Origin of the sequence: Arcobacter ellisii (assembly GCF_003544915.1) — a bacterium.
GTDB lineage: Bacteria > Campylobacterota > Campylobacteria > Campylobacterales > Arcobacteraceae > Aliarcobacter > Aliarcobacter ellisii.
This window is the reverse complement of the sequence record NZ_CP032097.1, coordinates 573,743-591,960: the sequence shown is the minus strand read 5'-3', so window position 1 is coordinate 591,960 and position 18,218 is coordinate 573,743. Positions and strand designations below refer to the sequence as shown.

At 24.0% G+C, this 18,218-nt stretch carries 19 protein-coding genes; 14 read left to right on the top strand and 5 right to left on the bottom strand.

The annotated features are described in order from the left end of the window. Positions 1 to 36: 36 nt before the first annotated feature. Genes AELL_RS02985 through AELL_RS02945 form a run of 9 tightly spaced genes read left to right on the top strand, consistent with a single transcriptional unit; the run spans position 37 to position 8,009 of the window. Positions 37 to 1,119: an ABC transporter permease gene (locus AELL_RS02985; protein WP_118916520.1), complete on the top strand. Its 1,083-nt coding sequence runs from the start codon at positions 37 to 39 to the stop codon at positions 1,117 to 1,119. Beyond that, positions 1,116 to 1,739 carry an ABC transporter ATP-binding protein gene (locus AELL_RS02980; protein WP_118916519.1) on the top strand — a complete coding sequence of 208 codons (624 nt, stop codon included), beginning with the start codon at positions 1,116 to 1,118 and terminating at the stop codon, positions 1,737 to 1,739. Before AELL_RS02985 ends, AELL_RS02980 begins: the two co-directional genes overlap by 4 nt. Next, the gene (locus AELL_RS02975; RefSeq protein ID WP_118916518.1) at positions 1,723 to 3,306 is read left to right on the top strand and encodes a hypothetical protein; all 1,584 of its coding nucleotides are present in this window, start codon (positions 1,723 to 1,725) and stop codon (positions 3,304 to 3,306) included. The genes AELL_RS02980 and AELL_RS02975 overlap by 17 nt, the downstream gene beginning before the upstream one ends. Further along, a complete protein-coding gene (locus AELL_RS02970) occupies positions 3,294 to 4,259 on the top strand; it encodes a hypothetical protein (RefSeq protein WP_118916517.1) in 966 nt (321 codons plus the stop codon). Before AELL_RS02975 ends, AELL_RS02970 begins: the two co-directional genes overlap by 13 nt. Then, positions 4,252 to 4,788, top strand: a complete 537-nt coding sequence (locus AELL_RS02965) for a YceI family protein (protein ID WP_118916516.1) — start codon at positions 4,252 to 4,254, stop codon at positions 4,786 to 4,788. The genes AELL_RS02970 and AELL_RS02965 overlap by 8 nt, the downstream gene beginning before the upstream one ends. Positions 4,789 to 4,791: 3 nt before the next feature. After that, entirely contained in the window at positions 4,792 to 5,247 is a 456-nt protein-coding gene (locus AELL_RS02960) for a hypothetical protein (RefSeq protein ID WP_118916515.1), read from the top strand. Continuing rightward, the gene (locus AELL_RS02955; RefSeq protein ID WP_118916514.1) at positions 5,244 to 5,969 is read left to right on the top strand and encodes a metallophosphoesterase; all 726 of its coding nucleotides are present in this window, start codon (positions 5,244 to 5,246) and stop codon (positions 5,967 to 5,969) included. The genes AELL_RS02960 and AELL_RS02955 overlap by 4 nt, the downstream gene beginning before the upstream one ends. A 5-nt stretch (positions 5,970 to 5,974) precedes the next feature. Beyond that, a complete protein-coding gene (locus tag AELL_RS02950; RefSeq protein ID WP_118916513.1) occupies positions 5,975 to 6,643 on the top strand; it encodes a response regulator in 669 nt (222 codons plus the stop codon). After that, entirely contained in the window at positions 6,633 to 8,009 is a 1,377-nt protein-coding gene (locus AELL_RS02945; RefSeq protein WP_118916512.1) for an ATP-binding protein, read from the top strand. Before AELL_RS02950 ends, AELL_RS02945 begins: the two co-directional genes overlap by 11 nt. Before the next feature lie 213 nt (positions 8,010 to 8,222). Here the strand turns inward: AELL_RS02945 and AELL_RS02940 are convergent, their stop codons facing one another. The 3 genes from AELL_RS02940 to AELL_RS02930 form a co-directional block, all read right to left on the bottom strand. Continuing rightward, positions 8,223 to 9,440: an HD-GYP domain-containing protein gene (locus AELL_RS02940; protein ID WP_118916511.1), complete on the bottom strand. Its 1,218-nt coding sequence runs from the start codon at positions 9,438 to 9,440 to the stop codon at positions 8,223 to 8,225. A 424-nt stretch (positions 9,441 to 9,864) separates the two neighbouring features. Next, a complete protein-coding gene (locus AELL_RS02935; protein ID WP_118916510.1) occupies positions 9,865 to 10,479 on the bottom strand; it encodes a recombinase family protein in 615 nt (204 codons plus the stop codon). Between the two features lie 209 nt (positions 10,480 to 10,688). Then, positions 10,689 to 11,363, bottom strand: coding sequence for a restriction endonuclease subunit S (locus AELL_RS02930; RefSeq protein WP_118916509.1), 675 nt, complete (start codon positions 11,361 to 11,363; stop codon positions 10,689 to 10,691). Between the two features lie 351 nt (positions 11,364 to 11,714). Between AELL_RS02930 and AELL_RS02925 the strand changes: the two genes are divergently transcribed. Further along, the gene (locus AELL_RS02925) at positions 11,715 to 12,029 is read left to right on the top strand and encodes a ParB N-terminal domain-containing protein (protein WP_206732010.1); all 315 of its coding nucleotides are present in this window, start codon (positions 11,715 to 11,717) and stop codon (positions 12,027 to 12,029) included. Positions 12,030 to 12,051: 22 nt separating this feature from the next. Here AELL_RS02925 and AELL_RS02920 read toward each other — a convergent pair. After that, a protein-coding gene (locus AELL_RS02920; RefSeq protein WP_429697570.1) for an IS3 family transposase occupies positions 12,052 to 13,220 on the bottom strand; the annotation gives its coding sequence in 2 pieces (ribosomal slippage) (positions 12,052 to 12,968 and positions 12,968 to 13,220; 1,170 coding nt in all). Positions 13,221 to 13,284: 64 nt separating this feature from the next. On the opposite strand from AELL_RS02920, the gene AELL_RS02915 reads away from it, so the two are divergent. The 3 genes from AELL_RS02915 (at position 13,285) to AELL_RS02905 (ending at position 15,340) form a co-directional block, all read left to right on the top strand. Continuing rightward, positions 13,285 to 13,590, top strand: a complete 306-nt coding sequence (locus AELL_RS02915) for a hypothetical protein (protein ID WP_118916507.1) — start codon at positions 13,285 to 13,287, stop codon at positions 13,588 to 13,590. Positions 13,591 to 13,668: 78 nt separating this feature from the next. Then, entirely contained in the window at positions 13,669 to 15,066 is a 1,398-nt protein-coding gene (locus tag AELL_RS02910) for a hypothetical protein (RefSeq protein ID WP_118916506.1), read from the top strand. A gap of 52 nt (positions 15,067 to 15,118) precedes the next feature. Beyond that, positions 15,119 to 15,340, top strand: a complete 222-nt coding sequence (locus AELL_RS02905) for a hypothetical protein (protein WP_118916505.1) — start codon at positions 15,119 to 15,121, stop codon at positions 15,338 to 15,340. A gap of 29 nt (positions 15,341 to 15,369) precedes the next feature. On the opposite strand, the gene AELL_RS02900 is transcribed toward AELL_RS02905, so the two are convergent. Next, positions 15,370 to 17,277 (bottom strand): sensor domain-containing diguanylate cyclase, encoded by a 1,908-nt coding sequence (locus AELL_RS02900; protein ID WP_118916504.1) that lies wholly within the window; start codon positions 17,275 to 17,277, stop codon positions 15,370 to 15,372. Positions 17,278 to 17,737: 460 nt separating this feature from the next. Here AELL_RS02900 and AELL_RS02895 point away from each other — a divergent pair, with 460 nt between their 5' ends. After that, positions 17,738 to 18,163, top strand: coding sequence for a recombinase family protein (locus AELL_RS02895; protein WP_118916503.1), 426 nt, complete (start codon positions 17,738 to 17,740; stop codon positions 18,161 to 18,163). Positions 18,164 to 18,218 lie beyond the last annotated feature (55 nt).

Here is an 18,218-nt window from a genome sequence, read left to right as displayed (position 1 = left end):
ATTATCTAAACTTTCAAAAAATAAAAAAGGACAATCTTGATTTCATACGCGTTTAAAGCACTATTTGCAAATAAACTAAAAACTTTTTTAATCATTTTAAGTCTGATTTTTTCAATAGTTTCTATTTTTTTGATTAGTTCTATTTCAAATGGAGTTATTTCTATGTATTCAACGCTTATAAAAAGTGATGGAGATATTATCGTTACTCAAGCAAAAATCTCTGATACATTTTTTTCAAATGTAAATATTAATTTAGTTGAAAAAATAAATAACTTAAAAGATATAAAAGATACATCAGCGATGATTGTAGGAGCTAGTCCTGTTGAAAAACTTCCAATTGTTGCAGTTTATGGAGTAACAAAAAATAGATTTAAAAATTATACCTTAATTGCAGGTAATTATCCTTCAAAAAATGAAGTAATTATTGGAAAATCTATTTTAGAACAACTTTTTAATAAAAATGAAATTCAAATTGCAAATAAAAGTTTCAAAATTTCTGGAGTTTTTAAAAGTGAAATTGGTTTTGAAAATGGTGGAGTTGTTTTAAATATAGATGAAGCAGGAGAGATTTTTAATAAATCTGCTTCAATGATTTTGGTAAATACAACTTTAAATTCTAATGTTGAAAATATTATTAAAGATATAAAAAATTTATCAGATGAAATTGATGTTAAATCAACACAAAATTTTGTAGATAACTATAATCAATTTAAAATCATAAAAACCTCATCAAATGTTATTTCATTTATCGCATTTTCTATGGGTCTTCTTGGAATTGTAAGTCTTATGAGTATTACAATAAATCAAAGAAAAGCTGAATTTGGTATTAAAAGAGCATTAGGAATAAAAACATCAAAAATTGTTTATTCAATAATGGTTGAGAGCTTTTTACTTGGTGTTTTTAGTTTCATTAGTGCTTTAATTATTTCAAATGTAACTCTATATTTTGTAAAAAATGCAAAAACTCTACAAGGTTATGTAAATGGTGAAATATCTGTTGAACTAGCTTTTTATATCTTTGTTACTTCTATTTTAATGGCGATTATTGGTTCAATAATTCCAGCTTTAAATGCTGCAAAAACTGACCCAGTTGAACTTATTCAAGGAAATAAAATATGATAAAAGCTTTAAATTTAACACATTATTACAACAAAGATTTAGCTTTAGAAAATATCAATTTAGAAATAAATAAAGGTGAATTTATTTGTTTAATTGGAGAAAGTGGAAGTGGAAAATCTACACTTTTATCACTTTTATCAACACTTTTAAAACCTACAAGTGGTGAAATATTTTTTGAAAATACAAATTACAAAGATATAAAAGATATTGATAATTTTAGAAAAACAAATGTTGGTTTTATTTTTCAGTTTCATTATTTAATCAACTATTTAACTGTTAAAGAAAATATAAAACTTGCAAATGAAAAAGCAACAAATGATGAGATTTACAATCTATTAAAAATTCTAAAAATTGAAAATTTATTAGATAAATATCCAAATGAAATTTCAGGTGGTCAAAAACAAAGAGTTGCAATTGCAAGAGCTTTGATAAACAAACCAAAAGTAATTATTGCAGATGAACCAACAGGAAATTTAGATTCAAAAAACTCTTTAAATGTTTTTGAAATCCTAAAAAAATTAAGTGAAAGTGGAACAACAATAATAGTTGCAACTCACGACAAAGAACTTGCAAAATTTGCAAATAAAATTTATGAGGTAAAAGATGGAAAAATTAATTAATACATCAAATAATTTTGAACAATTTATAAATAAACATTTCAAAATTTCTATTGCTTTTTTTGCAATAGGACTATTTTTTGGGATAATTTATTCACTAAATTTATTAGGATTTAATATTGATTCACAAACTTTAAATCCAGTAAATATGAGAGCAATTCATATAAGTCTTATGCTTTATGGTTTTGTTCCTTTAATGCTTTCATATCTTCCTTTTTTGCTTATAAATAAAGAAGTTGGAAATTCACGTGAAGGACTTAGATACTTAAATCTTTATACTCTTATTTGGTATATATTTTTAGTATTTATGGTTATGTCTTTACTTTTAGGGAAAAATCGAGGTTTAGCTTTTTATGATTTTGCTTATGAATTAAATTTCTTATTAGCATTTGCTGGTTTATTTTATATCTTAGCTTTATACAAATTTATCAAACTTTATGCTGTTCTTTCTTTATGGATAAAAGTGTGTTTAAGAGTTGTAATTATTGCTCCAATTACACTTTTGATTTTAATGAATCCGATTATTGGACAAGTTGAAAGTACAGTTAGTGGTCCTCATGGAGATAATACACTTGGAATGAGTTTGGCTTTAATTCCTATTTATTATCTAATTATCAAACTATTAAATGAGGGTCAATTCAAAGCTAGATGGAATATCTTATGGATTATTCCAACAGTTTTTTATTTTGGTTCAGTTTTATATAGAATTTTTATTGGTCATCTATCTTATAACCAAGAGTGGTTTTTACAATATCTAACTCTTTTATATGTTCCACTTTTATATAGATGGTACAAAGATAGCCAAATTAGCGATATAGCTAAAAAAGCTCTTTTAGTTTCTATATTAGCTTTTTTATTTGTTGATGTTGAAGGGAATATTTTATTTATTCCAGAAATTAGATGGCTATTTCATAGAAATGATTTAATAGTTGCTCACGCTCATGTTGCTATGGGAATTGGAGTATTTTTTATGGTTATTTCAATGTTTATAAATCATATTAAAGAACTACACAAAGAAATATTTTTAAAAATATATTTAGTTGGAATATTAGGAATTTTTACAGCTTTAAGTATTTCAGGATTTACACAAGCTGGATTTAGTTTGGTTGAAACTTATACTTTATGGATATTTAGAACTCTATTTGGAGTTGTTGCTTTTACTTTTATATTTGCTTTTATAAAAATAAAAACTTCTTATTCAAAACTAGGTTTTTATAATCTAATTGGAGTTTTAAGTGATGGATTAGGTGGAGTTTTTTTAATTTTACTTGCAAGTTTTTTATATCCTATTTTAAGATTTAGTTTTAGTGGAGTTTATGAATATGTTGTTTTTACTTTTGTTAGTATGACGGGGATTATTCACTATTTAGCTTTAAAAAATGAAGCTTATCAAATGATTTTAACTAAATTATCAGTGATTATTAGAGTATTTGCAAGTTCAATGTTTTTTGCTTTATATTCAAGTGGAAAATTAGGAATTGAAGCTTTAGTTATTTGCCTTTTTGATTTGACTTTTATTTTCGTTTATTTAATCTTTTTTGAGAAAAAGGAGTTTTTATGCAAAGATTAATTTTAATATTTTTTATTGCAAGTGAGTTATGTTATTACTTACTTATTGCACAAACTGGAATTGTTGAGTATTTTTCATCAAATATATTTTTAATAGCACCCCTTCCAGTTGGTGGAGTTATTGGTTCATTGTTAATTTCATATATAAAAATTAAAAATAAAATTTCACTATTTTTAGTTGCACAACTAATTTTAAGTTTTTTATATCCAAATTACAACTTTTTGACTCTTTTTCTTTTAGGTTTTGTTGTTGGAAGTATGGCTCCACTTATTATAAATGAAGTGAAAAAAACTACATTTTTAGAACTTGGTCTTGCACTTAGTTTATCTTATGTAACAGGAACAATACTTTTTAATTATGAAGTTTCTCAAAGAGAGATTATTGCAGTAACTCTTACAACTATTACTCTATTTTGTTCTTTATTTTTAAATTATATAAAAGAGGAAAAAGAAGTAAATACAACAAGTCACTCTTTGTTGATGATGGTTTTATGGGTGTTTTTGGATTCAGCACTATTTGAATCTCTTTCAAGAGATGTAACTGTTTCTATTTGGAGAGATGGATTTACTTTTGAAATTGCCTTATTTCATGTAGTTGGTCTATTTTGTGCTTTATATTTCAAAATTGAAAAAAATCAAAAAGAGTTATTAATATTAACACTTTTTGCACTTTCATACTTATTTTATTTTTTAAGGGAGGGTTCTATTTTATCAATGGTTTATCCATTTGTAATTTCATATTACAACGTGGTAATTCTTCAATCTATAAGAAAATTAGATTTTAAAACAATCTCATTTTATATGATATTTATAGGTTGGATGGCTTCTGGTGCTGGGCTTTTTATAGCTTTAGCAAACTTAATACTTTTTGTTCCAATTACTCTTTTATTTGCGATTTTTAGAGTAATGAGTAAAGAGTATTTACCAAATAATAAGGAGATTAAATATGTTTAAAAAAATAGTTTTCCTAATAATTCTAAGTCTTGGCCTATGTGCTGACAATTATGCGAACAATTTATCAGTGACTAGTGGAGAAATTAAAGCTCATACGGAAGTTTTTGGGGACAGCGAAATCAATCCAACAACTAAAGATGTAAAAGCAAATTTAACAATTGAAAATGGTTTAGACTCAATAAAAGGTCAAATCTTTTTTGAAACTATAACTTTAATAAGTGACAAAAAAGATAGAGATGAAAATATGTATGAATTACTAAATATTCAAAAATATAAAACTATCTCTTTTGATATAAAAAATATTGTAAAAAATGAGACTAACTATGATATTAATGGTGTTTTATCTCTAAATGGTGTAACAAAAAATATCACACTGAAAAGTAATATAAATGAACAAAATAATCAAATTTTATTTGATGGAGGATTTTTATTTAATCTAACTGATTTTAATTTAGAACCGCCGACTCTTCTATTTTTAACAGTTAGAAATCAAATTGATATTAGTTATAAAATTGAATTTAAAAGATAAAAAATGATGAAACAACTTATATTATCGATAATATTTGCAAATTTTATGTTTGCTTCAACTCTTAGAATAGATGATAAGATAGGTAATTTTTCATTAACTGACCAATTTGATAAAATACATACAATTTCAAGTAATGTCTCAACTATAATTGTAACTTTTCAAAAAGAGACTCTTATGATGGTAAATGAGTATTTATCATCAAAGAGTGAAAACTTTTTAGAAGAACATCATGCAATTTTTATAAATAATATCTCTTCAAGTCCAACTATAATTACAAAAATGTTTACTTTACCAAAATTAAGAGATTATAAATACACAATACTACTTATTTATGATGAAAGTAACACAAAATTTGAAAAACAAAATAATAAAATTACAACATACTCTTTGGAAAATGGGTTTATAAAAAATATAAATTTCATCTCTTCAGTAGATGAATTAGAGAGAGTTTTAAAATGAGTTTAGATAATTATTTTCAAGTTGTAAATATAGAAATAGAAGATAAAAAATTAGAGAATTTAAAAATTCTTCATTTAAGTGATTTACATATAAATAAAAAAACTTCTGAAAAAAAGATTTTAGAACTTGTAGATTTTTGTAATAATTTAGAGTTTGATTTTTGTGTTATAACTGGCGATATAATTGATACAAAAGTAAAATTTATAAAAAAACAACTTGAAATTTTAAACTTCTTAAAAAAAGAGGTTTTTTATATAAGTGGAAATCACGATTTATTTTATGGTTTAGAAGATTTAAAAAAAGAGCTAACAAATTTTATTTTTATGGATAATAAAACTTTAAAAATTAACTATAAAAATGAGATTATTCATCTAGCAGGATTACCTGATAGATTTTCAAAATTTTTTAAAATAAAAAGGGAAGAAAAAAAAATAAAAGAGTTTTTGCAAAACTCTCCATCTATTTTTATTTCTCACCAACCAAAAGATTATAAAATTGCATTAAATTCAAATCTATTTTTGTGTGGACATACACACGGTGGACAAATTTATCCTTTTCATTATCTTGTAAGATTAGTTCAACCTTTTTTAGCTGGTCTTTTTTATAAAAATAAAACAGCAATTTATGTAAATAAAGGCTTTGGAACTTGGGGTGTTGATTTTAGATTTAAAGCCAATGCAGAGATAAGTTTATTGAAATTAATAACAAAAAGTGTAGAATAATTTTTATGAAAATATTAATAATTGAAGATGATTTAAAAATCATAAACTTTTTAAAAAAGGGTTTAGAAGAAGAGTGTTATGTAGTAGATTTTTCTACAAATGGTGATGAAGGTTTATATCTTGCTAGCATAAATGAATATGATTTAATTTTACTTGATATTATGCTTCCAATAAAAGATGGAATTGAAGTGTGTAAAAGTTTAAGAAGTTCAAATATTCAAACTCCAATTATCATGCTAACTGCTAAAGATTCCATTGAAGACAAAATCAAAGGATTGGATATTGGAGCAAATGATTATTTAGCAAAACCTTTTTCATTTGCAGAATTACTTGCAAGAATTAGAGTTCAATTAAGAGTTAGTGTAGCAAGCCAAACAAAATTAACTATTGCAGATTTAGAACTTGATTTACTTAATAAAACAGCAACTAGAGCAAATCAAAATATAACTTTAACAGCAAAAGAGTTTGCACTTTTGGAATATTTAATAAAAAACAGAAATAGAGTTTTGAGTGAAACAACAATAAATGAAGCACTTTCATCATTTGAAGATTCAAATATAAGCAATATTGTAAATGTTTATATTTATAGATTAAGAAATAAAATTGATAAAAATTTTGAAAAAAAATTAATCAAAACAATCAGAGGAATAGGATTTAAAATCAGTGAAGATTAATTTATCAATCAAAAAAAAACTTTTAATTCATAGTTTTTTAATACAAACAATAATTCTTTTAATTTTTTCATTCTCATTATATAAAGCATTAGAAATCTCAACAACTGATAAACTTGAAGCAACTTTAAAAGTTATAATTCTTGATGTAACTGATGATTTATTAGAAAATAAACAAATAAGTCAAACTTTACTAAATGAAGAAAAAGAGTATAAATTTGAACCACTTTATATTAGAATTTTAGATAACAAAACTCACGAAAAAATAATTCAAACAGAAAATTTCCCAAATAATATTGAACATGATGATAAATATTTGAATAACCTAAAAGAAGATATTGTTACTTTTGAAAAACAAAACAATTATTTAGTAAGTAGAATAAAAATAGACTTTCATGGTGAAAAAGTTGTGATTATCGAAGTTGTTACAACAAAAGAGATTTTAACTTCAACTTTAGAAAATTTACTTTATATTCTTAGTTTCATTCTTCCAATAATTCTTATTTTTGCTGTAATTGGTGGAAATTTTATAATTTATAAATCATTTTTACCTATTGAAAATATCTTAGATGAGCTAAAACAGATAAATGCAAATGATTTATCAGCAAGATTAAAAACAACTAACACAAAAGATGAAATTTATCAATTAATTAATGAAGTAAACAATCTTCTTTCAAGACTTGAAAACTCTTTTGAAAGAATCTCACAATTTAGTTCAGATGCTTCACATGAATTAAAAACTCCGCTTACAATAATAAAAGGTGAAATTGAAGTAGCTTTAAGAAAAGAAAGAAGTGTAAATGAATACAAAGAGACATTAACAACTTCCCTAAATGAAATTTGTGTAATTGAACAAACAATAAATGACTTACTATTTTTAGCTAAAAATGAGAAAGATTTAATTATTGATAAACAAGAAGAGTTTTATTTAGATGAATTAACAGATGAATCAATAAATGAACTTAAAAATTTTGCAAAACTCCATAAAGTTGGAGTTACTTTGGAAGTAAAAGATAGTTTAGAACTTCTTGGTTTTCCAAATCTTCTAAAAATTGCAATTAAAAATGCTTTAAAAAATGCAATTCAATTTAGTAATGAAAATTCAAAAGTTATTATAAAAATATTTAAGAAAGATGATTTTCTAAATATTTCTATTCAAGATTTTGGAATTGGAATAGCAAAAGAAGAACAAAATAAAATCTTTGAAAAATTTTATAGAACAGATAAAAGTAGAAATAAAAACTCTGGTGGAACAGGACTTGGAATGTCAATTTTAAAAAAGATTATTGACATTCACAAAGCAGAAATAAATATAAAAAGTATAGAAAATCAAGGTACAACTATAAGCTTCTCTTTTCATATAAAATAACTTTTTTATGTTTCAGTTTCTTTTAATACAAAAAGATGTTATAATTACATTATCTTAAACAATTTAGGAGGTTGAATGGCGAGAATTTCACTTTTTATGGTTGTTAAAAATTAACTTTACGATAAGTTTATTTTCAAGTAAACTTGGTAAATAAAAGTATTATTTACCAAATAAATAATTTTTTAAAGGGCTCAATAAACGAGCCCTTTTTTATTAGTCATTAAAAACTATATCTATTGCATTTACAATATCTATATCTATTTTATAATCACTTAAATTTTTTCTTAATATTGATATTGCATCATTGTGAGACATTGAATTTCTATAGGGTCTATCTTCAACTAAAGCTTGATAAAAATCTAAACAAGAAACTATTCTTTCTTCCAATCCCAATTCATTTGATGTTAAACCAAAAGGATAACCTGAACCATCAAGTTTTTCATGGTGAGCTGATGCCCATTTTGTTATGTCATTAAAATTTTCTAACTTACTTAAAATAGAATGGGTTAAATATGCATGTTTTTTTATCTCAAAAAGTTCTTGATTTGTAAGACTTCCTTCTTTATCTAAAATAGCATTTGGAGTTCCTAATTTTCCTATATCATGTAAATTTGAAGCTATTTGTATTTTTAGTTTTGTTTCTTCATCTAAATTAAAATATTCTACAAGTTTTAAAGATTTTTCTTCTAAGTCAACAGAATGTTTTGCAGTAAATTTTGATTTTCCATCTATGATTTTTGAAAATATTTTTGTAATAGATAAAAACTTTTCAAGACTTACCTCAATAGAAAAATTTGGTAAAATTTTTTCTAAAGGATTTACTTCATCAAAATACTCTAAATCTCCCCAAAATAAAAAAGACTCAGACAAAATTTTAAATGTTTCTACAATCTTTTTTGAAAACAAAATATTTTCATTTTCTATCACATAATTTAAAATCAACTCTTTTTTATCAAAACTGATTTTTAATAAATCAAAATTTGTATCTAAAGTATCAGCAAAAGAGATTAATTGAGCAAATAAAGGAATTTCATCTGCTTTTTTTCCAAATAAACCTGACCCATCAAAATTTTCATGATGATATAAAATCACATTTTCTTGTTTTGTTAAAAAAGGAAATTCTTTAGTATTATTTTCTCCAATAACACAATGTTCAGCAAAATTTATTAACTCAAAATAGTCTTGACTTCTATTTGATTTATATTCACTTGTAAAGTTACAAAAACTTTCAATTAAACCATTATCATGTAATAAAGAGTATGAGCATAAATCAAATTTTTCTTTGGCACTTAAGCCTAAAATTTCTGCCATTTTTAAACAAATATAAGCAACTCTTTTACTATGTTTTGAAGATGTGCATTTTATTTCACTCTCTGCTAAATCCAATGCAAATGATATAGAAAATAGAAATTTATTAAGGCTTAAAGTCATTGAAGAAATTCCTGTTTAAAAGTTCTTTCATTATAACAAAAAAAATACTAATTTTGAAAATTATTTTGTTTATTAGATATAAAAAAACCGTACCCCAAAAGAGTACGGTTTAAAAAGAAAAATCAAAAAATGATTTTACATCATACTAGACATAAAAAAAACAACAATTTCTTTGAGTAAGTATAACTCCAAAATACTTATATGTAATCTATTTCTTAGAAGTTAAACAGTTATTATTAAAAATAAAAAACTACACACTATATAGTATTTGTATATTCATTTAGAACATCATTAAATATTAAATTAAATTGATATGAACTCCGTAAACACGAAGTGTTTATGGAGGACATTCACACGAAGTGTGATTTGTAATCTTGTTGTTTGTACTTAAATAATATATACATCTTTATAGTAATATTTACTCTTAATCTAATTTATGTATCAAATTTCTCTTCTTAACATAAGTGTGTAATGAACTAACTTCACCATATCCTAGATGATTTATTACTTTTCTAAAACTAAGTCCTAGTGTTAGTAATTCAACTATTCTATCTTTATCTATATCGTACTTTGATGTTTGTATAGTACCAGTCTTCTTACCTAATTTGATTCCTCTATCTTTTAAGTTCTGTAGACTCTCTTTAGTTCTTTGACTTATAATGTCTCTTTCAAATTCACTAAACATTGATAAGATTGTAATTAACATCTTGTTCATCGGGTCTTTTGATTTTATAAACAAGTTCTGTTTCAATATTCTTACTTCAACATTCATTTTAATTAGAGTATCAATGAGAGTTATTACTTCACCAGTGTTTCTACCTAGTCTAGAAAGTTCTGTTACAATTAAAATATCACCATCTTTTACTTTAGATAGTAATTCATCAATCTTTCTTTCTCTTAAATCTTTTCTTGAACTAATTTCAACTTTTATAGACTCATCAATACTTAGGTGATTTAAGTCACAGTATCTTTGAATTTCATCTAATTGAACTTTTACTGATTGTTGATTTGTACTAACTCTAATATAAGAATAAATCATTTGTTTTTTACCTTGTTTATATGTGTTCTGTATTAATATAATTATAGTAATAAAACAGAACAAGGTCAAGGCATCTTGTGAGAGAGTTATTTAGAATAAAATGTTCTCTTTTATCGTTCGTTAAAATATGATGAATTTATCTGAATAATGATATAGAATTCCATTAATTGGAATTCTACTTAGGTGAATAAAGAATACTATTTACTTAATTACTCTGATAATAATGAATCTACACTAATAGAAACTACAGAGTTAAAGTCATTGATTGCATCTTCAATCCTTCTTAGTAAACTGTCTAAATTATTAGAGTCATTAGAATAAATTACATCACCAAGTTTTTGATGTAAAGATATACAATAATTTATATGTTTGTGAAGCTCTTGATATTGAAGAAAGATTTTTTTAGCATCATCTTGTATGTCTAATGGGGGTAGTTCTATAATTAAATCTTTTAGTGGTTCTTTACTGATACTTTTCATATTTGTATCAGACATATTTCTTTCATCACTATTTAATAGTTTCTTTGTATCTTTATTTAATAAAAAAAACAATAAGTAATAACTATTTAATACATTTTTGTCAGGTCTAATAATCCAATATTGATGATTAACAATACAAGGTATTTCTGATTCTAATTCAAATATTGCAATTTTATTTGTTATAGATGAACCTCTTACTGGAATAACAATATCACCTTTTTCTAATCTTTTTAGTTTTATTTGATCATCACTACCATTATGTTTTAGCTCAGTCGGCATATTTAAAGAATTACCATCAAAATCTTTCATATTGATTTCATAATAATCTATTCCATAATTAGTCTCTTCTTTAACCTTAACACCTCTAGTAATAAATGAACATTTAGCTAATTTTGTTTCATACATTTTTAAATCCTTTTGAAAATTATAAAGATAAACAGCTTAAATTAATCTTATTGTTAATTTTTTAAATCATTATGATAATTTTAAGAATTAATTAAGTTAACATATGGAATTATTTGATTAACAAAACGATTAATAGAGCATTTTAAGTGCTCTTATTTTTTAACCTATAAAATTAATCGTTATGTTAATTATATTAATAAAACAGTTTTATTTAAAAAGTTATAAAGTCAGATCTAAACATTAGTTTAGAAAAAAGTTGCATCGATAAAAAAAACTTAGTTGAGTGATGCCAAATTTGAAATAGAATTCCAAGAACTGGAATTCTAATAAAATAGAAAGTGAGAAATAGAAATGAATAAAGTTGAAGACATTAAAGATTTAAATATAAAAGAAATGAAATTAGATGAAATTATTATCTTAGATAGATTAAGAAGTATTAATACAGATATGATTAGCCCATTATCAGATTCAATTCAAAGAAATGGTTTACTAAACCCAATTACAATCAATCAAAATAATATTCTAATTAGTGGTTATCATAGATATACTGCTTGTAAAGAATTAAATTTTGAAACAATATTATGTAATATAGTTAATACAGAAGATGAAGATAAAATGAAATTAATAGAAATTGATGAAAATCTTATAAGAGCTGAACTGGAATGACCCCGAAGTAGTAGACACTTTTTTAATCAGTTAACACCTCAGGTTGAGTAACATTTTCATTGTACCTTTTCTCAAATTCATTTGGACTTATAAAACCTAAATAACTATGTCTTCTTTTTGAATTATAAAACATCTCAATATATTCAAATATTTTATCTCTTGCTTCTTCTCTTGTTCTAAAAATGGTTTTTCTTACTAACTCTTTTTTTAATGTTTTAAAAAAACTTTCTGCAACTGCATTATCATAACAATTTCCTCTTCTACTCATACTTGGTGTGATGTTATGATGTTTTAAAAAAGTTTTATATTCATATGAGCTATATTGACTCCCTTGATCTGAATGTAAAATTACTCCATCTTTTGGAATTCTATATTTAGTATTTTTTAATGCTTGAATTATTAAATCTGTTGTAATTCTATGACTTGTTGCCCATCCTATAATTTTCCTTGAAAATAAATCTAAGATAATTGCAAGATATATCCATCCTTCATGAGTTCTTATATAAGTTATATCACTTACCCATGATTCATTTGGAGTTTGTGATATAAAACATTGTTTTAAATGATTTGGATGAGCTTTATGAATTGAACCTGCTTTATACTTAGGTCTTCTTTTATAATTTCCTATTCCACAAAGTTTTGCTTCTTTCATTAATCTTGCAACTCTTTTTTTATTTACATGAATATTTGAAGCTTTCAAATCCTTATGAATATTTCTATAACCATAAATTCCATTTGATTCTTTATATGCTTTTTTTATTTCAATAAGAAGTTCTTGATTCTCTTTTTCAAGATTTGAAATAGGTTGTTTTAACCATTTATAATACCCACTTGGATGAACTTTTAACACAGTACACATTCTTCTTATTGTGTACTGTATTTCATGCACTTTAATAAATGCGTACTTTAATTTGGGTTGCTTGCAAAGTACGCTGCGGCCTTTTTTAATATATCTCGTTCTTCTGTAACTCTTTTTAGCTCTTTTTGTAATCTTTTTATTTCAGCTTGTGTATCTTGAAACTTTTTTGTTTCTACTTCTGCTTCAGGTGATTGGTACTTTCTTATCCAATTTCTCAAAGAATCATGATGTACACCTAATCTCTCAGCTGTTTCAACAATCCCATATCCATTCTCAACAACTTGTTTTACAGCATCCCTTCTAAACTCTTCACTATATTCTCTTCTTCCCATTTTTAATTCCTTCAATTATTTACAATTTTCTCTAAATTGTTATATTAATTAACTGAATTATTTTATGTCTATATTTTTGGGGTCATTCCAGGCTTATCATAATGATATTAAATATATCAATGATAAAAAAATAGATTTCCTAAAAAATAATTATGATGATGAGTTAAAAAAGCAAGGTATAGAGGAGTATTTTAATTATTTTAATAGTGATATTTCTGAAAAAAACATAATTGAATATTCATCAAAAAATATTGATACTAAGTTATTTGATATATATCAACTATCTAGTAGTGAAAAATACAATTATTATCTTGGAAATTCAAAATCAATTAAAAATTTACAAGTAGCATTTAGAGAATTAATAGAGTAATAGAATTCCAATTATTGGAATTCTATTTTTTATACAATTAATAAAAATAAGATACACAAATTATCACAAGGTTCAATTATGAAAATTAAAAAAAATTTATTATATGGTGATAATCCAATTACAAATTATCTACCAGAAATTGAAAAAGAAGACATTAATGGAATTATGTATTTAATTTCAAATTTATCAAATAGATTTCTTGAACATAAGTTTGATAACAATTGTTTATCAATAAGTAAAGATATGAAATATGATTTATTTAGTCAAAATAGATGGCGTCAAATAATTGATAAAAAACCTGAACACGTTTTTCACAAATTATTTCAATTAAGATTTTATGGGAACAATTTAAATCAAGCAACAAATGGATATCAAATTACAAAATTATTAATTGATTCATATTGTAAATGGTTATCTTATAATCCAACTTATGAACTTATTGAAGTCAATAAAAAACAAGTAAGAATTAAAGATATTCAAATAGATGAAGAAGTTGATGAAACAAAAAGTAATTTTTATGAAGAAGTAGAAATTAACATTGAATATATAAAAAAAAAATTAATTGAATATTGGGAACCTGTACAGAAATATCTTGATAAAGAAACAGTCGAAGCTGATGCAGAATTATTTAAATTTATTAAATATAAAATTGAGCCACTTAGAAAAATGTACTATTATATTTCAGAAAATAATAATAAACTTAAAATTTATTACAGACAATCACATTCTGGTAGATATTATAGTATTGGAGAATATTCTATTCAGTCTTTAAAAAAAGAAGTTAGGAATATTATCTTAAATGATTACAATGAATATGATATTTCTGTATCAGCACCTCTATTGTTGAGTCAAATTTACAAAAGTATTACTAATGAAAATATACCTTCAACAATAAAATATTTCATAATCAATAAAAAAAGAATTAGAGAAATTTTTGCTGAAAAATACAATATCTCTTTAGATAAAAGTAAAGAGTTTTTCACATCTTTATTTTTTGGAAGTAAATTATTGTCTAATGATTTTAAATATAATTCAGCAGTAACTAAAAGTCTAGGTATAGATATAGTTAATTTAATTCTATCTGATAAAACAACTTATGAATACCAATTATATAAAGATATAAAAAAACTTTTTGATGTTATAAGTAATCATTATAAAGAAAAAGATAATAGAAAAGTTATTGGTTTTAATAATCATACTTTAGAATTGAGAAAGTGGAAAAAATCAACAGTAGTTGCTCACCTGTATCAATCACTTGAAAGTGTAGTTTTAGATTCAATGATAAAGTTTTATACAAGTACAACAAATGATTTTAATTATGTAAGAGTTCACGACTGTCTTTATACAAAAAAAGAAATTGATGAATCTGAGTTATATCATTTTATAAAAAAAGAAACTCAGATAAATACTTTATTTAAAGAGCCAATTTCAAAACAATTTTCTGATGAAGAATTGTATAAAATGATGAATATTTAAAATTCTATTCTTTTAATAACTAAGTATAAATACTCTAAAAAAGGATACTAAAATGAAAAATGAAATAAATAAAACACTTGATTGGAGAGAAATAGAAGATGATATTGTTGCACTTATTAGTAAGCTAGAGAATTGTTCAATCGATGACTTTCTTATTCTCTTTAATAGTATTGTATATGAATTTGACAGAGTATTTGAAAAATATGATATTAAAGTATTTCAACAAGCACTAGAAAACCCAAAAGTTAAAAGTTTTAGGGATTTACTTAAGTAAGATGTCTTACATTACTTAAGTAAACTTGTCTAAATCACATAAGATTGATAATCATAAGTATTAAAACTTTCAAGTTCTCGTTCTTCTAAATCAATTCCCTCAAATAAAATAACTTTATTTCTACCACTGTTTTTTGCTTGATATAAAGCAATATCTGCTTTTTTAACTAAACTTTCTTCTGTGTCATTTTCTTCATATGTAGAGATACCTAAACTTATTGTTTTTGTTCCTATTTGGTCAAAGTTGAAATTTTCAACTGCAGTTCTTATTTTTTCAGCCAACACAAGTGCTTGTTTACAAGTAGTTTGTGGACAAATAACTATAAACTCTTCTCCTCCATATCTTCCTTGAATATCTGATTTTCTGCTATTTTTAGTGATAATTTTTGCAATTTGTGATAAAACTAAATCTCCCATTTGATGCCCATAAGTATCATTTACTTTTTTAAAGTAATCAATATCTATCAAAATCAGTGATAATCCATTTGAATGTCTTTTTTCTATTGCTATCTCTTTTCTTAAAAATTCATCAATCATTCTTCTATTATAGATATTTGTTAGTTTATCTATTGATGCCATTTTTTCAAGTTCTTTTTTAGCTGTTATATCAGTTCCTAAAGAAACAAAAGTTTCAATATTATTCTCTTTATCAAAAGTTGGAATTATATGTTGATGAAGCCAATAATCTTCACCATCTTTATTTTTATTTCTGATTTCACCATCCCAAGCATTACCTGAACTTACAGTATTCCATAACTCTTTAAATTTCTTTTCATCTTCATTTGGATGTCTTATAATATGCATTTTTTGACCAACTAATTCTTCTTTTGAGTAACCAGAAGACTTTATAAAAGCACTACTAACATCAACTATTGTACTATCTTTTTTTGTAGTTGCTGTGATAATATATTTATCTATAATTAATGTAAATTCATTTAATTTTTCGTGAGCTTTTAAAAGAGCCATTTGTAATTTAACTGGATTTTTTGCTGCATAAATTGAAAGTATTAAACTTAGTATTATCGTAATTAATGCTACCCAAAATGCTGTATATATTTTACTTTGAAGGAGTGTTGATTTATATATATTCTTTGGTTTTAAAACTAATGTCGCTTTATCGTCATTTTTTAAAATATTATCAATTGGAAATACAAATATTTCTTTATCATTTAATCCATTTGGGAAATCATCATTTATATTTCTTTTTACATTTGTATATTTATTAAATGAAAATTCATCATTTGGATGTAGTATAAAGTTATTGTCTTTATCAAGAATATAGTGTTCAAAAGTAGAAGATTTACCAATAGCATTAAAAAGAGCTGTTAAATGCATATTTACTATTACCATACCAGCAAACTTATTTTCCTTATCAAAAAGTGGCATAGCTGTTCTAAATGTAGGATTATATGGTATTTCAATTTTTCCATTTTCTATATTTAAATCCATTTTAGAATGCCAAATTGATTGTTCGTTCATAAAAGAGACCATTTTAAAATAATCCCTATCACTTTTATCTTGAAGTTTATCTTTTGGAGTAACAAAAGCATCATCACTATTTTTATTTTTATCAACTCTAATTATCTCTTTTCCATCTTTTGAAATTAGTCTTGCTTGCATAATTTCATTTTGAGAGCCAACTACTGCTAAAAATATCTGTTCAAGTTCTTCTTGTGAATGTGAATTATGAGTAGTTATATATTCTATAACTGTTTTATTTGTAGCTAAAGATTTAACAGTTTTATCAATATCTTTAATAGCAGGTTTTAAAATAGTATCAATTTTTATGTCATATATATCTTTTGCTTTTTTAACTGTATCAAGATTAATTTCGTTTATTTGAAATAAATAGTTAATACTTGTTCCCAAAGTAGAGATAATTATTCCAAAAATTATAAAATATAACATAAAATATTTTTGAAAACTTCTTTGAGACATTATGATTCCTGCTATGATTTAATTTTTTATAATAAAGTGAAATACCAATTATAACTAAATTGGTCATAGATTTTAATTAATTTTAAAGGATTAGTGTTTTATTTTTACTATCTTTACATCAAAAACTTGGTGATGTAATTTATTCTAATGACTCTAATAATTTAGACAGTTTACTAAGAAGGATTGAAGATGCAATCAATGACTTTAACTCTGTAGTTTCTATTAGTGTAGATTCATTATTATCAGAGTAATTAAGTAAATAGTATTCTTTATTCACCTAAGTAGAATTCCAATTAATGGAATTCTATATCATTATTCAGATAAATTCATCATATTTTAACGAACGATAAAAGAGAACATTTTATTCTAAATAACTCTCTCACAAGATGCCTTGACCTTGTTCTGTTTTATTACTATAATTATATTAATACAGAACACATATAAACAAGGTAAAAAACAAATGATTTATTCTTATATTAGAGTTAGTACAAATCAACAATCAGTAAAAGTTCAATTAGATGAAATTCAAAGATACTGTGACTTAAATCACCTAAGTATTGATGAGTCTATAAAAGTTGAAATTAGTTCAAGAAAAGATTTAAGAGAAAGAAAGATTGATGAATTACTATCTAAAGTAAAAGATGGTGATATTTTAATTGTAACAGAACTTTCTAGACTAGGTAGAAACACTGGTGAAGTAATAACTCTCATTGATACTCTAATTAAAATGAATGTTGAAGTAAGAATATTGAAACAGAACTTGTTTATAAAATCAAAAGACCCGATGAACAAGATGTTAATTACAATCTTATCAATGTTTAGTGAATTTGAAAGAGACATTATAAGTCAAAGAACTAAAGAGAGTCTACAGAACTTAAAAGATTGAAAATTTTGATTGAAATTTGACCCACTTTTTTGATTAAAAATGACCCACCTGCAGA

Coding starts and splice junctions, on each gene's coding strand:
- AELL_RS02965 (WP_118916516.1), top strand. CDS start 4,252: ATGTTTAAAAAAATAGTTTTCCTAATAATTCTAAGTCTTGGCCTATGT.
- AELL_RS02980 (WP_118916519.1), top strand. CDS start 1,116: ATGATAAAAGCTTTAAATTTAACACATTATTACAACAAAGATTTAGCT.
- AELL_RS02900 (WP_118916504.1), bottom strand. CDS start 17,277: ATGTCTCAAAGAAGTTTTCAAAAATATTTTATGTTATATTTTATAATT.
- AELL_RS02940 (WP_118916511.1), bottom strand. CDS start 9,440: ATGACTTTAAGCCTTAATAAATTTCTATTTTCTATATCATTTGCATTG.
- AELL_RS02935 (WP_118916510.1), bottom strand. CDS start 10,479: ATGATTTATTCTTATATTAGAGTTAGTACAAATCAACAATCAGTAAAA.
- AELL_RS02925 (WP_206732010.1), top strand. CDS start 11,715: ATGAATAAAGTTGAAGACATTAAAGATTTAAATATAAAAGAAATGAAA.
- AELL_RS02930 (WP_118916509.1), bottom strand. CDS start 11,363: ATGTATGAAACAAAATTAGCTAAATGTTCATTTATTACTAGAGGTGTT.
- AELL_RS02960 (WP_118916515.1), top strand. CDS start 4,792: ATGATGAAACAACTTATATTATCGATAATATTTGCAAATTTTATGTTT.
- AELL_RS02975 (WP_118916518.1), top strand. CDS start 1,723: ATGGAAAAATTAATTAATACATCAAATAATTTTGAACAATTTATAAAT.
- AELL_RS02895 (WP_118916503.1), top strand. CDS start 17,738: ATGATTTATTCTTATATTAGAGTTAGTACAAATCAACAATCAGTAAAA.
- AELL_RS02910 (WP_118916506.1), top strand. CDS start 13,669: ATGAAAATTAAAAAAAATTTATTATATGGTGATAATCCAATTACAAAT.
- AELL_RS02950 (WP_118916513.1), top strand. CDS start 5,975: ATGAAAATATTAATAATTGAAGATGATTTAAAAATCATAAACTTTTTA.
- AELL_RS02915 (WP_118916507.1), top strand. CDS start 13,285: ATGTCTATATTTTTGGGGTCATTCCAGGCTTATCATAATGATATTAAA.
- AELL_RS02970 (WP_118916517.1), top strand. CDS start 3,294: ATGCAAAGATTAATTTTAATATTTTTTATTGCAAGTGAGTTATGTTAT.
- AELL_RS02955 (WP_118916514.1), top strand. CDS start 5,244: ATGAGTTTAGATAATTATTTTCAAGTTGTAAATATAGAAATAGAAGAT.
- AELL_RS02905 (WP_118916505.1), top strand. CDS start 15,119: ATGAAAAATGAAATAAATAAAACACTTGATTGGAGAGAAATAGAAGAT.